The 15,506-nt window shown below is 51.8% G+C and carries 12 protein-coding genes and 1 pseudogene; 11 read left to right on the top strand and 2 right to left on the bottom strand.

The window, feature by feature from the left end; genetic code table 11:
- Positions 1 to 205: pseudogene (locus NDA02_RS11685) on the bottom strand (photosystem II D2 protein (photosystem q(a) protein)); the annotation flags it as partial.
- A 288-nt stretch (positions 206 to 493) separates the two neighbouring features.
- On the opposite strand from NDA02_RS11685, the gene NDA02_RS11680 reads away from it, so the two are divergent.
- The 5 genes from NDA02_RS11680 (at position 494) to NDA02_RS11660 (ending at position 7,377) form a co-directional block, all read left to right on the top strand.
- Complete coding sequence (locus NDA02_RS11680; RefSeq protein ID WP_348247734.1) at positions 494 to 1,066, top strand: photosystem I assembly protein Ycf4; 573 nt, start codon at positions 494 to 496, stop codon at positions 1,064 to 1,066.
- A 210-nt stretch (positions 1,067 to 1,276) separates the two neighbouring features.
- Positions 1,277 to 2,053, top strand: coding sequence for a peptidylprolyl isomerase (locus NDA02_RS11675; protein WP_190793114.1), 777 nt, complete (start codon positions 1,277 to 1,279; stop codon positions 2,051 to 2,053).
- 465 nt (positions 2,054 to 2,518) lie between these two features.
- A complete protein-coding gene (locus NDA02_RS11670; protein ID WP_190793115.1) occupies positions 2,519 to 4,378 on the top strand; it encodes an NAD(P)H-quinone oxidoreductase subunit F in 1,860 nt (619 codons plus the stop codon).
- A gap of 55 nt (positions 4,379 to 4,433) precedes the next feature.
- On the top strand, positions 4,434 to 5,960 hold the full coding sequence (locus tag NDA02_RS11665) for an NADH-quinone oxidoreductase subunit M (protein WP_348255002.1): 1,527 nt from the start codon (positions 4,434 to 4,436) through the stop codon (positions 5,958 to 5,960).
- Between the two features lie 100 nt (positions 5,961 to 6,060).
- Positions 6,061 to 7,377, top strand: a complete 1,317-nt coding sequence (locus tag NDA02_RS11660) for a CO2 hydration protein (RefSeq protein WP_348247731.1) — start codon at positions 6,061 to 6,063, stop codon at positions 7,375 to 7,377.
- 276 nt (positions 7,378 to 7,653) lie between these two features.
- On the opposite strand, the gene NDA02_RS11655 is transcribed toward NDA02_RS11660, so the two are convergent.
- Entirely contained in the window at positions 7,654 to 8,091 is a 438-nt protein-coding gene (locus NDA02_RS11655; RefSeq protein WP_348247730.1) for a DUF4079 domain-containing protein, read from the bottom strand.
- On the opposite strand from NDA02_RS11655, the gene NDA02_RS11650 reads away from it, so the two are divergent.
- The 6 genes from NDA02_RS11650 to NDA02_RS11625 all read left to right on the top strand — a co-directional run bounded on the left by NDA02_RS11650 (position 8,042) and on the right by NDA02_RS11625 (position 15,436).
- On the top strand, positions 8,042 to 8,197 hold the full coding sequence (locus tag NDA02_RS11650) for a hypothetical protein (RefSeq protein WP_348247739.1): 156 nt from the start codon (positions 8,042 to 8,044) through the stop codon (positions 8,195 to 8,197). The two genes, NDA02_RS11655 and NDA02_RS11650, sit on opposite strands and share 50 nt — an antisense overlap.
- 227 nt (positions 8,198 to 8,424) lie before the next feature.
- Positions 8,425 to 9,216 (top strand): fasciclin domain-containing protein, encoded by a 792-nt coding sequence (locus tag NDA02_RS11645; RefSeq protein WP_199296687.1) that lies wholly within the window; start codon positions 8,425 to 8,427, stop codon positions 9,214 to 9,216.
- Positions 9,217 to 9,869: 653 nt separating this feature from the next.
- Positions 9,870 to 10,853 carry a hypothetical protein gene (locus NDA02_RS11640; RefSeq protein ID WP_348255000.1) on the top strand — a complete coding sequence of 328 codons (984 nt, stop codon included), beginning with the start codon at positions 9,870 to 9,872 and terminating at the stop codon, positions 10,851 to 10,853.
- A 142-nt stretch (positions 10,854 to 10,995) separates the two neighbouring features.
- Complete coding sequence (locus NDA02_RS11635) at positions 10,996 to 11,316, top strand: hypothetical protein (protein WP_190793120.1); 321 nt, start codon at positions 10,996 to 10,998, stop codon at positions 11,314 to 11,316.
- 260 nt (positions 11,317 to 11,576) lie between these two features.
- Positions 11,577 to 12,263, top strand: a complete 687-nt coding sequence (locus NDA02_RS11630) for a methyltransferase domain-containing protein (RefSeq protein ID WP_348247728.1) — start codon at positions 11,577 to 11,579, stop codon at positions 12,261 to 12,263.
- 278 nt (positions 12,264 to 12,541) lie between these two features.
- Positions 12,542 to 15,436, top strand: coding sequence for a tetratricopeptide repeat protein (locus tag NDA02_RS11625; protein ID WP_190792181.1), 2,895 nt, complete (start codon positions 12,542 to 12,544; stop codon positions 15,434 to 15,436).
- Positions 15,437 to 15,506 lie beyond the last annotated feature (70 nt).

Here is a 15,506-nt window from a genome sequence, read left to right as displayed (position 1 = left end):
AGAGCAGCAGTCCTGACCAGCCGATGAAAACGAATCTGTCGCGCTTCAGCCAGTCGTCGACGGTGTCGAACCATCCTCGCTGGGCTTGTGCGCGCCCCATTGCTATGGTCATTTCATATCCTCTTAATATGAGATCAGATCCATTCGATCGCTTAACAAGCTTACCTGGTTCAGGATGCTGAGCGATCGAGGAAACCTTGAACATGAGTCGTTGATACCGAGAACAGCAAACGCTCTCTCGTATCTCTATCGCAGTGCGTAAGCATTAATGCTTATACATTCTGAGATAGGACTTAATGTTTCTATATGATAGGGAGATATCAAAAATTTTACAATCTGATACGTGATCGTCTCAGAAAGTCTCCCCGGTCTAAATGGATCGTTCAAGCGTTTACTGATTCGATTTTACAGGGATTCTGATCCCTCGATCGCAGAGATACGGTGGATCAGCCTACCTTTGATACCCTTCTTTACCTTTGGACAAACTAAGCTCATGGCTGCAACAACCGCATCCAAAAATGAGAACAACTTGATTCTTCGTCAATCGGTCTTGGGCGCACGCCGCTTTAGCAACTATTTCTGGGCGGCAGTTTCGACGATTGGCGGAGCAGGTTTTCTGTTTTCAAGCATTTCTAGCTACACAAAAGTTAATCTTCTTCCTTTCTCTGACCCCACTCAGCTCGTCTTTATTCCGCAGGGAATTGCAATGGGCTTTTACGGCATTGCCGGACTCCTGCTAGGAACCTATCTCTGGCTGATTGTTTATTGGGATGTTGGTGGCGGGTATAACGAATTTAATCGGCAAACCGGAACTGCAATCCTGTTTCGGTCGGGCTTTCCAGGCAAGAATCGCCGCATCGAGCTGACCTACCCACTCGAAGACATTCAGGCGATTCGCGTCGAAATTCGCGAAGGCATCAGCCCTAAACGTGCTCTCTACCTGCGTATTAAGGGCAAAGGCGATCTGCCGCTTACCCGCGTTGGCCAACCCCTATCCTTGAAGGAATTGGAAAATCAGGGCGCAGAACTGGCTCGCTTCCTCGCCGTACCTCTGGAGGGACTTTAAAGCTTGCGCGCGTTGATTAATTTGTAAATTGTTGGAGTGAGAATCTAGCTTATCTAGTTTTAGGGGATAGCTCGCTTGCCCGCCCAATTGGTGAGAGGCATCCTGTCGACTAGCGCAGACGAGGAAGCTCACCTCAACGAAATGACAGGTTATACAATTTCTGTTCCTAAGCCAGATAATGGCCTAGGACTACAAAGAATCGTGAAACTCATGGATATTCGATTTCGTCGCTGGTTAACCGCCTTTTTGCTGGGTGGGGTAATGCTACTGGCAAACTGTGCGGGTCAGAATCAAACTCAAGAGTCTGTTTCAAGTGCCAGCCCCTCGCCTACGGGAACGACTACACCTGCCTCGACTCCCTCTGGTGCAGCCGTTAGTCCACAGTTCAGCAACTTACCGCGCCTCAATGGGGAAGCAACGGTCGAAATGGTGGTGAAAGGTTCTCCGATCGTCATCCGAATCGATGGCGCAAATGCTCCGATTACAGCCGGAAACTTTGTTGATCTCGTCAATCGGCAAGTTTACGACGGCTTGGCGTTTCATCGGGTGGTGCGGGAGCCTCAGCCTTTTGTGGTGCAGGGCGGCGACCCACAAAGCAAAGACCCTGCGTTTCCTGTCAATCGATTGGGAACGGGTGGATTCACCGACCCCGCAACGAACCAGGAGCGGCAGATTCCGCTAGAAATTAAGCCAGATGGGACTGGTCAGCCTGTTTATAGCAAAACGCTTGAAACGGCTGGGGTCACAGCAAAACCTGTCTTGCGCCATACTCGTGGGGCAGTGGCAATGGCACGTTCTGCTCTACCTGACTCGGCTTCGTCTCAGTTTTACATTGCGCTGGATGACCTGACTTTTCTGGATGGCAGCTATGCGGTATTTGGCTCTGTAACGAGCGGGATGGAAGTCGTCGACCAGATTCAGCAGGGCGATCGAATTACTTCAGCAAAAGTAACGGCTGGGTTGGAAAACCTGCAGCCTGCTCGCTAGCAGCCCTGATATTGCTGTAGAAGTCATCAAAGAAATTATCAGACCTTGAGTTAATTGTGCTCTCTGGAAAACCCGGAGAGTTTTTTATGAGAAGTTTTCAGCAGTCCTGCAAAAAAGAACAGTGGATTAAGATAATCTGAGTCTCATATTCGGTCAAAAGCAGGACGCCGAAATAAATGTTTGATCGGCTGAACATTTGATTGGCTGAGCAAAAGACCTGTCTGAGAGGCGTGTTAAGCAAAGTTAAGCCCATTGGCCTAGTAACGTTTGCCTTTGCTTATAGAACTTTTTAGATACCGTTATCAACGAATGGGTTTTCCGGGGGAAAGCCTTAGGCTAGTATTAAGGATAGATTTTTTCTGATACCTCAAACAGCTTTCATAAGGCTATTTCTATTAACCAGATTAATTCTGGGTATTGCTGGAACGGATGAGTTAACCCTAGCGTGCCTACAGGACGGTACTGATGACCCAGCTTCTTGCTGAAACCGCTTGGTTTATTCCTTGCTATCCCCTGGTGGGAATGCTTTTGTCCATTGTTTGGTTTCCGTCGATTACTCGGCGGACTGGACCACGACCTGCGGGCTACGTCAACGCAATCACAACCTTCGTGGCGTTCCTGCACGGTGTTTTGGCACTGTCTGTACTTTTGGAGCAGCCGCCAATTCAACTCAGCTTACCCTGGCTTCAGGTTGCCGGCTTAAACTTAACGATTCCCGTCGAAATTTCTGCGTTAACAGTCGGGGCAACGGTACTGATTACTGGGCTGAACTTTCTGGCGCAAATCTATGGAGTGGGCTATCTGGAAATGGACTGGGGCTGGGCACGGTTCTACTCGTTGCTCGCTTTGTTTGAAGCAGGCATGTCCGCCCTGGTGCTGTGTGACTCCCTATTCTTCAGCTACATCATTCTGGAGATCCTGACGCTGGGAACTTACCTCCTCGTTGGCTTCTGGTTTAATCAGTCGCTGGTGGTGACTGGGGCACGCGATGCGTTTTTGACCAAGCGAGTCGGCGATTTGTTTCTGCTGATGGGCGTACTGGCAATCTTTCCGCTGGCTGGAACCTGGGATTTTGATGAGCTGGCAGTTTGGGCACAAACAGCAAACGTTGATCCGACCGTGGCGGCGCTGGTGGGCCTGGCACTCCTGGCAGGCCCGATGGGCAAATGTGCTCAGTTTCCACTGCACCTCTGGCTGGATGAAGCGATGGAAGGTCCGTTCCCCAGCACGATTTTGAGAAACTCTGTGGTCGTGGCAACGGGTGCCTGGGTGATGATTAAACTGGAGCCTGTTTTTGCCCTGTCCCCAATCGTCCTCAATGCAGCGATCGCAATCGGTGCGGTTTCAGCGATCGGCGGTACGCTCATCTCGATGGCACAAGTTGACATCAAGCGGGCTTTTTCTTATCTGGTAACTGCCTACATGGGCGTGGTGTTTATCGCGGTCGGGGCACAGCAATCCGAAGCCGCGCTGCTGATCGTGTTTACTCATGCGCTGGGCATGGCGGCGATCGTGGCAAGCTGCGGGTCGATCGTTCTCAACAACATTACGCAGGATTTGACTCAGCTGGGCGGACTCTGGAAAAAGCGTCCGGTTACGGGACTGTCATTTATTGCAGGTGCAACTGGGCTAATCGCGCTGCCGCCGCTGGGTGGATTCTGGGCAATGCTGAAACTGGTGGACGGTTTGTGGCAAACGAGTTCCTGGCTGGTTGGGCTGGTGCTGCTGATTAATGGCTTGGCTGCCTTTAGCCTGACTCGGACGTTTGGGCTAATCTTTGCGAACCAGGAACAGCCAATGACGGTTCGATCGCCCGAAAACCTGTGGGCAGTCACGCTGCCGATGACAATCTTCGCGGGGTTCGCGCTGCATGTGCCCGTACTGCTGCAAGCTTTTGATCTGCTGCCAAGCTGGGCTGAAATCAGCAAAGATGTTGCTTTGATGCTGACCTGGTCGAGCATTTTTGGTTTGAGCATTGGCTGGGTGGTTTACATCAGCAATTACGTCAAAAAGCCCGTTCGTCTGCCCTCGAAGGCACTGCAAGATCTCTTTGCCTACGACTTCTACACGCCGAAGCTTTATCGATCGAGTGTGGTCGGCAGCGTGGATATTGTGTCTCGCATCACAGACTGGTTCGATCGCTATCTGGTTGATGGATTGGTCAACCTGGTCGGGCTGTCTTCGATCTTCGGCGGCGAAACGCTCAAGTATGGCAACTCGGGTCAGACTCAGTTTTATGTACTGACGATCGCCTTCGGTTTAGTTCTGATTGCACTTTTAGCAAGCTGGTCGTTCCTGTCTGAGCTCACGATCGGCATTGGGTAATTCTTTTTGGGTAATTTTCTCTGACTCCTAAACCTTACTCTTGTAATCCCTCGCTATGCTAAGTGCCCTCATCTGGCTTCCGATCGCTGGTGCATTGGTCATCAGCCTGCTGCCAAGCAAGTACACTTCTTCTCAAGTTCGCTCCAGTGCGTTGGCGATCTCGCTTATCAATCTGCTCTGGACAGTCTGGATTCTGACCCAGTTTGACATTACCCAATCCGGATTTCAGTTTCGGGAGTTTCTGCCCTGGATTACTCCCTTGGGACTGAACTATGAACTGGGCGTGGACGGAGTTTCGGTAGTGTTGCTGGCACTGAATAGCCTGTTGACCCTGGTTGCGATTTTTAGCAGCAGTGAAAACACAGAGCGTCCAAAACTGCTCTATGTCATGATGCTGCTGGTGAATGGTGGTGTTTCAGGCGCATTCCTCGCACAAAACCTGATGCTGTTTTTCCTGTTCTACGAACTGGAGCTCATTCCCTTCTTCCTGATGATTTCGATCTGGGGTGGGGCAAAGCGTAGCTATGCAGCAGTCAAATTCCTGCTCTTTACGGCCGTTTCTGGTGCTCTGGTTCTGGTGAGCTTTCTGGGACTGGTCTGGCTCTCTGGCGCGTCTGATTTCTCTTACCAGTCGGTACTGGGGCAGGCGTTGCCGATCGGCTCTCAGGTCTTGCTGCTGGGGTTAATGCTGGTTGGTTTTGGCATCAAGATTCCGCTTGTTCCCTTCCATACCTGGCTACCGGATACCTATGTTGAAGCGTCTTCTCCAGTCGCGATTCTGCTAGGGGGTGTTTTTGCAAAGCTGGGAACCTACGGCCTGGTGCGATTCGGGATGGGATTGTTCCCAGAAGCGTGGGCGCAGGTCTCTCCTTTTCTGGCAACCTGGGCAGCCGTAAGCATTCTCTACGGAGCTTTGGCGGCGATCGCTCAAAAGGATATCAAGCGAATGGTGGCGTATAGCTCGATCGGACACATGGGCTATGTGCTGTTAGGTGCGGCTGCCTTGACTCCGCTCGCCCTGGTCGGAGCAGTAGGACAAATGGTGGCGCATGGCTTGATTCTGGCGATTTTGTTTCATCTGGTAGGGGTCGTGGAAGTGAAAGCGGGTACCCGCGACCTGGATGTGCTGAACGGTCTGCTGAATCCGATTCGCGGCTTGCCCTCGATTAGTTCGCTGCTGATTCTGGCCGGCATGGCGAGTGCTGGGATTCCGGGATTAGCGGGCTTCATCGCGGAGTTTCTAGTTTTCCAGGGAACCTACTCTGTCTTTCCGGTGCAAACGCTGGTCGCGGTTCTGGGAACTGCGCTCACCGCAGTCTATTTTGTAATTCTGTTGAACCGCACCTGCTTCGGCAAACTGGATAACTCGACAGCGTACTTTCCGCAGGTCACGACAAGTGAGAAGTTCCCGGCTCTGGTTCTGGCAGTTTTGATTTTGTTCCTGGGCTTGCAGCCAAGCTGGTTGGTGCGCTGGACAGAAGCGACGACAACCGCTCTGGTGGCTACCGTTCCAACTCCGACCCAGCAGTTGGCAACGAGCGAGCGATTTTTAGACCTGAATAACCTGGAACTGAATAACTAGTCGGTTATGGAGCATTCTCGCTGCACCTGGGCAAAGGGAATGTCTCTTGAAGAGATTCAAAGTGATTCTAAACCTCTACGCTTTCACCCTCTCACCGCTTATGACTGCAACTATTCTTCCCCCAGTTTCTACGCCTTCGCCAAAGCTCCCGCCCTCAAATCATGAGTTTGCTGAGGTCATTCATCGACTCGAAGCGGGTGGGGCAATGCTGCCGGATACGCCAGAAAACCTGATGCAAATCATTGGGCTGTATAAGGCTTACGCCGTACCAATGGATTTCTACTGGCGCGACCTGCTGTATATTGCCGAGCACGTTTTTCTCGATCCGCTGCCGTTCTTCAAGTACTTTATTTCGCAGGAATATCTCGATCGCCAAAATCACTACGCGGGCGATGAGGCAGACCTGAGAATCTGGCGCGGCACAGGCTCCGCTCACCCAGAACTGCTAGAGTTTATCCAGAAAGGCGAACTCAAATCCAAGCTGCCGCGCATTTTCCATCACTGGTATCACGATCGGATCAACATGGAGTTTGCCGAAGAGTGTATGCGGGCAATGTTCTGGCACGGTCGTGATATAGGCATGGGCTTGTTTGATGCCTACCTCGACAGCGACGAGTACAAGCAAAACGCCGATCGCGCCATCCAAGCGTACTTCAAGAAAAATCCAGCGATGCTGGGACTGTACAAGCTGTTCCCGGATATGTTCCTGGAGCAGTGCCGTCAGATGTCCTACTACGCAAACCTGGGGCTATTTTGGGAAATCATGGCTCCGGTGTTCTTTGAAATGTCGGATTTGTACGACGAAGGCAAAATCGCTAGCGTCCCCGACGCGATGAACTTCCTGATTAACGGAATTTTTGCGATCGCAGGTCGCCCCATTTACCATCACGTTTACATCGACGGCGAGTGCTACGAAATCATCCCGAAATCGAAGGGCTTTATGTGGCTGTATGAAGCGGCACTGCCCTATGTAGAAGCCGTATTCTACCGCACCTCGCCGTTCCGGGGCACGAAGTCTTACAACGCGCAGGCAGGACAGGTTCCCCTAGAGCAGAAAGACTTCCACTATGGCGTGCTGTACGCAGACAAATTCCCGGTCGGTACGGCTGGCATCCCGCCGACGCTGCTAGCTCAGGATATGCTGCACTTCCTGCCGCAGTACTTGGTGGACTACTATCAGCAGTTCTGTCGCGGCGAAGACGATATGCTGGTGCAGCTAGCGGTGAGCTTCCAGCGATCGATGTACTGCGTAACTTCTGCAGTCATTCAAGCACTACGCGAAGCACTGCTGTATCCGCTAGATGACCCGAATCCGAAGCACCTGATGGCAAACCGGAAGTTCTTTGAAGCGCAGATGGATCGGTTTAAGCGTCCTGAAGCACAGCTCCGGCGCATTCAGACGCAGAACTATCGCTAAGCAAGATCTCTCCTGTCAGGCAGTACGCTGGTCAACACTCTTACGCTGGCCAACACTCTACAGTGAATGACAATTTCAATGGCAATCCGGGTATGGGAAACCATGCCCTTTTTTGTTTGCCCTTTTTGTTTGCGGTTGATTGCCCAAACTGTCCCCCATTTTGCGAGTAATCGAGCTAATCATTCTGGCTTTCAAAGTCCCCTGAAGCTAGCAGGAGCAGGCAAAGAAGCAACCCACGGGGGCGATACAGAACCTTTGATACAGCTCAAATATTCCCTAGGGCAAATATTTTTGCACCACGTCCCAGCCAGTCCAGGTAACGATCGCAAATGCCAGCAGCAGCACCAGATTCGTCCCCAGATGTAGCCCCCTTGCCCAGGGACGATCGACATTAATCTGGGTTGCACTCCAGGCAGAAAGCAGCGTCAGACCGACAACAATCAAGCCCGCAGGCAAATGGCTGGAATGCCCCAAACTGCCGTAATGCCCGATCGTGCCTACTAAGCCGATCGCCAGCAGCAGCAGCACCAGAAACACCATTGTGCCGCCGATCGTAAAGTGAACGGGACGCAGCCACCCTGGACGAACCTGAGGGGTTTGACGGCTGACAAATAGCCAGCTTCCAGTCAGACTCAGCAACAGATAAGCAAAGAGGGATAGACCCATGGACCAGGCAGCAGCACGCCAGAGCCAAATAAAAGAAGGAAGATTCAAGGAAAGCGTCTCGAAGCAACGTTCCTATTATCGCTATATCAATCCTGCCTTGCTTAACCTAACTGTTTTTTCCAGACAATTTGCTGCCGAAAATCTCGTCAGTTAGTCGAAAGACAAAAATGAATGGGAGAAGCGATCGGCATTGGTTAGGGACGATTGGTCATTGGTTATTGGTCAATAGTCATTGATCATGCGACTTAAGTCTCGCTCTGGGTATAAATCAAGAGGCGATCGACCACAGGAGGGGAATAGCTCCAAAGACAGACGGCGGAGAAAAATGCGCTCTTTAAGGTGAAGAAAGATTTCACCCGAATTGACAGGAGAAGAGAGGAAATGCATTTCAAATCCCAACTTCGCTTTGCGACAATCGCCGCTGCAACCTTGACTGGATTGGTTGCTTTTAGCCCCGCTCAGGCACAAACAACCAGCAGTCCTAGTCAGTCGCCGATCCAAACGACCCCACCTGGTACAACGACCACGCCTGGAGCAGCGACTACCCCTGGCACAATGACCATGCCAGGCACAATGACCATGCCAGGCACGATGACTACGCCCGGAGCAACAACCCAACCCGGAGTCGGTACAGGCGCGGGCATTTCGACTCCTGGAGCCAACACTCCTTCCACCAGCACCACTCCCGCAACCAGACCTGCACCTGCCCCTCAAGCAAATACTGGTAATACAGGAGTCACTTCGCTGCTGCAACAAGCTTCTTCTGCAGGCACATTTAATACGCTGGCTCGTGCAGTGCAGGCGGCAGGAGTAGCAAACGCAATTCCGTCAACAGGTGGACAATTCACAATCTTTGCTCCGACCGATGAAGCCTTTTCAGCCCTCCCTGCTGGAACTCTAGAAAAACTGCTTCAACCCGAAAACCAGGCATTGCTGCGTCAGGTGCTGGCTTATCACGTTGTTCCTGGTGAGGTGACTTCTCAGGAGCTACAAACCGGAGTTGTCGATACCCTGGGTGGCGGTATCGCAGTGCGAGTTGCGGATGGTCGCATTATTGTGAATGATGGAAGCGTAATTCAGCCTGACATTCAAGCAGCGAACGGCGTAATTCACGTTGTTAACCGAGTTTTGCTGCCTGAACAACTACGTCAGCAGATTACTTCCCTTCAGTAGATTTGGTCCTCAGTAAATTTAGCCTTCAGTAACTTTGGGGCGATCGCGAGTAATTTGAAGATCGTTTTGTGGGGGACATGGGCAGCAGAAAGGTTTACTTAAGCCATCTACTCTGCGGATTGTCCCCTACATTGCCTTTGACAAAATTGCCTTTGACAAAATTTAGCGGAATTGCAGTCATTAAAAATGGTTCCGATAAAGGGTTCTTGTAAGTGTTTCGCTTATCCATAGAGCATCAGAACATTCCCTTTTTGTAGCACCGTTTTTAGCGTAGCTTCGGATTATTTTTTTCTTGTATAGTTCTTATTCTGGTAAGCCTCCCACTACGGAGGAAAGTTTTGCCAGAGTGCGATTATCCTATGGTGTTTATCCTGGGGTGTTTATCTTATCGTGAAGCTTGAGCGGGTTGAAGGTTGACCTGTTTCTTTTGACGCACCCGTGGTGCATTAAATTTCATTCCTGAGGTCAGCCCTGGATTGGGAACGAACTATTAGACTGCAAGTAACGTTACGTTTGTATATCGAATTCTATAAATCTGTAAATCTATTCGTTATTAATTTGCTTCCGCTACTTGCTGTGTTTTGTGACTGCGATCGTTTCGATCGAACTGTGTATTCTGCCCCTTTCGTTAAACGATAATCAGGAAAGACATAATGAAATCACCGCTTTACAGTCTCATTGGTTTCGCAAGCATTGGAACTGTTCTTGTCGCTTTAACGCTGCCTGCCGCTGCTCAAACCTTCACCGGGAGTGGCAGCATTGGAACACCCGGATTTGGCTCTACGGGGGTTGGTGTTAGCCCAGGAACGACTTCGACTGGGATTCCCCTTTCTCCATTTGGTAGCAGCGTTTCAGGAACCGTTAACGGCATCCCTCAGAGCAATTTTGGAACGATCGTCACTCCGGGAACGGGCAGCACCTCAACCTTTGGCGTTCCGAATTCAGCGTTTGGTACTCCTGCCACTACAGGGACGATCGGCACAACGGGTCTACCGGGTACAACAGTCAACGGAGGGCAGCTCGGAACGACTCAGACTGGCATCTCAACGACCACAGGCTCTTCAACGATAACCGGAACACTGGGAACAAACGGCTTTCCGACAAACACTGCTCCGCTTGGTCCAACGTCGACCAGCACTTTTGGCGTACCTAGCTTCAGCGCACCGACCTTTGGCGCACCTGCCGGAACCACGAATTTTGGGACGCAAGGGGTGGTTACGCCTGGAACACAGTCTGGATTTGGAACACAGCCTGGATTCGGAACACAGCCTGGATTCGGAACACAGTCTGGATTTGGAACCCAAGGAGTTGTTACGCCTGGAACTGGAACAAGCACCAGCACCCAAGGATTTGGAACCCAAGGCGTTCAATCAGGCATTAACTCAGGAGTACAGGGCGTTCAATCAGGGGTTGGCACATCGGGTTTTGGAGCACAAGGGGCTGGAGCGGCAGGCTTTGCTGCGCCTGGAGTAAACAGTTCAACAAGCACACTGGGCAATGGAAATTCGGTGAATAGCGGATTCAACACTAATGGGTTTTCAGGACAATCGGGAACAAGTTTCACATCGCCTGGAGTAAGCTCAGGAGCACAGACGACACCTGCTGGAGTTACAAGCGGAACAACGTTTGTGCGATAGCGACAAGAACGATCGGGTTACGTCAAAAGGCACAGGCTTTCATTCCTTCAGTCAGTTCACCCTGAATACAGGTGCGAGAGCCAATTCAAGCAAAGATTTTGTTTTGACAGCACCCATCGGACATTTAAATTGGAGCATGAGCATGGCAGATCAATCACTGCAAGCAATGGATCTCGATGCGACGATCGCAGCCCTTCAGCAGGGAGTAACGTTGATTCCACTTGATGAAGCGATCGCGATTATTGAAACATGGCAAAGTCAACTGCAAGGACATGATCTCGCAGAAGACCTGGGCGAATTAAAAGCCGCTCTGCAAAACGGTAACTCGGGTGAGATCGCTAAATTGTTGATTGATATCGGCGAAGATGCTTCTGGGGCTTCCAGCATCGCTCCCAGCGAGGTCATGCCTAGGCTTCAACAGCTTGGTCAAGTGCTTTATCAGGCAGGTCATGCAATTAAATAGCTTGATTTGTGACGTTCTCTAATCATGAGGGGCTTAAAGCCCCTTTTTTAATGCCTGGATACAAGTTCGAGCAAGCTTGAGCAAAAATGAATTTCGATCGCTTTAGCCTATCCCCAGTCGCGATCGCTATATAATTCGTCGTAATAATGCAGGCAGGAAAGTGGTTTCAATCAACAATTTTTGATCAAAGCATGACTCACCCCACCATTCCTAAACCTGTCCTCGTTCGATTACACCCAGCCTTGAGTGAGGAGAAATCGATGAACAAGCAAGCCTTGAGGAAAGCAGGCACGATTATCGGTGGAATTGCACTGCTGGCTGTCCCTGGTTATCAGGTTGGATCATTTGCGGCAGCGCAGGCAGGTCGGATAATTCCCGTTCAGGCTCTGACGACTCCGGGTGAAGCGGCTCCGCAGGCTGAGGGATCTCAAGAGGAATCTCAATCTGAAGAACCGCTTGAAGCTCCCTATGTCCCGACTCCTCAAGTTGTGGTTGACCAGATGCTTGCAATGGCAGATATAGGACCAGACGATGTGATTTACGATTTGGGAAGCGGCGATGGCAGAGTGGTAATTACCGCCGCACAACAGTTTGGCGCAAGAGGGGTTGGGATCGAGATTGATGCAGAACTGGTGGCTCAGGCGACGGCAAATGCCCAAGCGGCAGGGGTAAGCGATCGAGTCCAGTTTCGCGAAGAGGATCTATTTACCGCAGACTTTCGCGATGCCACGGTCGTGACGCTTTACCTGTTGCCCGACGTCAATCTGCGCCTGCGCCCAATTTTGCTGACCCAGCTTAAGCCCGGAACCCGCATTATTTCTCACAGTTTTGATATGGGCGACTGGAAGCCTGAAGAAATCGAAGTTGTGCGTGGACCGAGCAAGCTGCACATTCTCTATAAATGGACGGTTCCCGAAGTTGTTCCGCCGGAACTGCTGGCTCCTTAAAGCGATGCTTAAACTGCCTTCCATCATTCAAACTCCGCCAAAATTGGGTGATTTAGGAGCAGCACAGCACCTCTGAGACGAATCCAATCCCTTCCCCCCAGCTCCTCACTCCCTTCATCGACCCATCCACTCATCTCTCCATTCGCCCCCAACCAAGATTCCTGCCGCAAGGGGAGCGATTTTGATTACCCTTGAGTAGGTAGACGATCGCACATACCTTATATAAAACAAAGTACCGATTGACCGGGAGACAGGGGCAAGTCCTGATGAGCAAGCCGATGACATTTTGGGGATGGGGTTCGCGCAGTGGCGTAGTGCTGTCAACGTTTTTGCTGTGGCTGGGGTGGCTATCCCCAGGAGCAGTGCAGGCGCAGCCATCTCGCAGGCAAATCCTGATATCAGCCGAGCCTGCGAATCTCACCCTGGCGCAAGCCCTGAGTTCCACCGAGCAGCAGGAACTCGAGCGCCTCAGGCAGGTGAACCAGACGGCAACGCTCTTTAATATCATGCTCGGCGTTTTGGCGGCTCTGCTGGCGGCAGCTCTGATTGGGCTGTATTTGTTGAGGCGATCGGTCTTGCAAGAAGTGACGGCGATCGTGAAGTCCCACATTCAGGAACTCGATGACCTGGAGCGGCAGATCGGCAAAGCAAAGAACGAAGTGCAGCGGCTCCTGAAAGACTACGAAAACTATGCAGGCGACCTGGGCGAAGATGCGGAGGCGTTTCAACACGAGATCGAGGCAAAGCGCAGCGCACTGTCCCAGCTTATGGCGGACGCTTCCCAGCGCAAACATGAATTGCTAAACGGCATGGAACAGCAGCTTCTTGTTGCACAGCGCAGGCTAGAGGAGATAGAGACGGACTTTGCAAATCAGATTGCCGAGCTTCAGCTCAACGTGCAGTCGCAGAAAGATTTGTCGCTGCAAACGCTATCCGCATCCGAGGCAGAATTCGCAGCAAGAATTAGTCAGTATCAGTCGATCGCCCAGGAACACAAAGAGGGAACGCTTCAGCAGTTCAGCGATCTGGTGGCAGAGCTTTCGCCTTACTTAAGTGAATTGCGAACCAATGCCCGATTGCAGGTTGACCAGGAAAAATCCAATATTATCGAGGGCATCCGGCAGCAGCAGTCTCAGTTTGTCGGGCAGTTTGCTCAAATTCAGGACGACATTAACGATCGCAAGAATCAGCTTTTTGACAGTCTGGAAAAACTGCGGCTCGATGTCACGTTTCAGTTGGCACAGCTTCAGGCAGACACTCAAGCACAGCGCGATGCAATTCGGCAAACGCTGGAACAGCTTTATAGCGAACTGTCTACCCAGCGATCGAACCTGGAATCGGAAATTCGGGCACAGCAGGACAACATTCGCCGCAATCTGAGTCAGCTCACCACTGATTTTGCCGATCAGCGATCGGCATGGCAGGCAGAAGCACAAACGCAGCAAAACCAGCTCCGGCAAAACCTGGAACGGCTAGAGGCAGAACTCGAAGGCAGAATTCGCGAACTCGAACTCGATGCCCAGCTTCAGCGAGACGGCATTCAGCGTAATCTGGCTCAATTGGATGCCGTGTTAGCGACTCAGCAGCAAACCCTGGAAGCCATTTCCCAGGCAAAACAAGTAGACTTGCAGCGCATTTTCACCCAGATCGAAGCCGAACTGTCCCAAAAGCAAAGCGGCCTGGAGATAGAAGCACAAAACAAACAAGCCGAACTCCAGCAGATCCTCGATCGCATCGATGCCGAATTCACGACCCAGCGCACCGACTTCCAGGTCGATACCCAGGCGAAACGGGAAGAACTGCGCCAGACGATCGCCCAACTCACCAGCGACATCACCGGCCAGCTCAGCCAGATTCCCGCTACGGTTCAGGAACAGCGCGATCAGATTTTGGGCAACCTGGAGCGGGCAGAAACCGATTTACTCAACCAGTTTGCCACCCTTAAAGGAGACGTGCAGGGACAGCGTGATCGCCTGCGGCAAAACCTCGATCGCCTCGAAGCCCGCCTTGGTGAACAGGTCGATCGCTTCCAGGGCGATGCGGAATCTCAGCGACAGACAGCCTTGCAATCCCTGCGGCAAATCGAGGCAGAAGTGGCGGCACAGTTGCGATCGATCCAGTCAGAAGCGCAGGTGCAAAAAGATCAGATTCTTCGCCGACTGGCAGAGCTTTCGCCCCAGTTTGTCGCCGAGTCCTTTGTGGCAGACGTGCGGCAGAATATTCAGACGCTCACCGAGCAACTCAATCTGCTGCGGTCGACCCAGCCCGAACTGTTCATGCGTCCCGAAGACTATGTGCAGCAGGGCAATGACCTACTCGCTGCTGAACACTATGCCGATGCGATCACGTCCTATGACAAAGCACTGGCTTCCCTACCCAACCAAGCCGAAGTCTGGTTCAACCGGGGACGGGCACTCGAAGAACTACAGCGATACGATGAGGCACTGTCTACTTACGATCGCGTGACCAAGCTCCAGCCTGCCAACGCAATCGCCTGGTATCACCAGGGCATTGTGCTGCGCGAATTGAAACAGTCCGATGCGGCTCTGGCAGTGTTCGATCGATCCGTGACGCTGCAATCCCAGGATCACAAAGCCTGGCTGAATCGCGGCGTTACCCTGAATCGGATGAAACGCTACGAGGAAGCCCTCACGTCGTTTGATAAAGCCCTGGAAATCAAGCCCGACTACACTGAAGCCCTGATCAATCGCGGCGTAGTCCTGGGGGCACTTCAGCGATCGGAGGAAGCCTTCAACGCCTTTGATCGGGCAACCCAACTCGACCCCGAAGACGCAAAGGCATGGCTGAATCGCGGTTTGGCACTCTTGGAAATGGGACGCTATCAGGAATGCGTCGATTCCCTGGAAAGAGCAACTGACCTCCAGCCCAATAACGCTAAAGCCTGGGACAGTCGTGGCTATGCCCTGCTGCAACTCGGACGCGACAAAGAAGCCCTGGCAAACTTCAACCGCGCTATTAAAGCCAAACCCGAATACGCCAGTGCCTACTACAACAAGTCCACCTGCTACGCGGTTCAGGGCGAAACGGAGCTGGCTTTAGAGAATTTGCGTTTGGCGATCGAACTCAACCCTCGCTACCGCAAAGAAGCCAAAACCGATCCAAGTTTTACCGAACTCTCACGCGAGGCAAGGTTTAAGGATCTGACGGATTAGGGGAAATAGGGGAGTTAACGGCTGTGCCTTTATGAGTCAAATCAGAAGTGTTGAAAGTTAGATTAAGCGA

This window comes from Leptolyngbya sp. ST-U4 (assembly GCF_039962215.1).
Taxonomy (GTDB): domain Bacteria; phylum Cyanobacteriota; class Cyanobacteriia; order Elainellales; family Elainellaceae; genus Leptolyngbya_A.
The sequence above is the reverse complement of the archived record's forward strand: the minus strand, read 5'-3'. Positions and strand labels throughout refer to the sequence as shown.

Excerpts from the sequence above, each read along its gene's own strand:
- NDA02_RS11680 (WP_348247734.1), top strand. The coding sequence starts at position 494 with ATGGCTGCAACAACCGCATCCAAAAATGAGAACAACTTGATTCTTCGT.
- NDA02_RS11675 (WP_190793114.1), top strand. The coding sequence starts at position 1,277 with ATGGATATTCGATTTCGTCGCTGGTTAACCGCCTTTTTGCTGGGTGGG.
- NDA02_RS11670 (WP_190793115.1), top strand. The coding sequence starts at position 2,519 with ATGACCCAGCTTCTTGCTGAAACCGCTTGGTTTATTCCTTGCTATCCC.
- NDA02_RS11665 (WP_348255002.1), top strand. The coding sequence starts at position 4,434 with ATGCTAAGTGCCCTCATCTGGCTTCCGATCGCTGGTGCATTGGTCATC.
- NDA02_RS11660 (WP_348247731.1), top strand. The coding sequence starts at position 6,061 with ATGACTGCAACTATTCTTCCCCCAGTTTCTACGCCTTCGCCAAAGCTC.
- NDA02_RS11650 (WP_348247739.1), top strand. The coding sequence starts at position 8,042 with ATGGACCAGGCAGCAGCACGCCAGAGCCAAATAAAAGAAGGAAGATTC.
- NDA02_RS11645 (WP_199296687.1), top strand. The coding sequence starts at position 8,425 with ATGCATTTCAAATCCCAACTTCGCTTTGCGACAATCGCCGCTGCAACC.
- NDA02_RS11640 (WP_348255000.1), top strand. The coding sequence starts at position 9,870 with ATGAAATCACCGCTTTACAGTCTCATTGGTTTCGCAAGCATTGGAACT.
- NDA02_RS11635 (WP_190793120.1), top strand. The coding sequence starts at position 10,996 with ATGGCAGATCAATCACTGCAAGCAATGGATCTCGATGCGACGATCGCA.
- NDA02_RS11630 (WP_348247728.1), top strand. The coding sequence starts at position 11,577 with ATGAACAAGCAAGCCTTGAGGAAAGCAGGCACGATTATCGGTGGAATT.
- NDA02_RS11625 (WP_190792181.1), top strand. The coding sequence starts at position 12,542 with ATGACATTTTGGGGATGGGGTTCGCGCAGTGGCGTAGTGCTGTCAACG.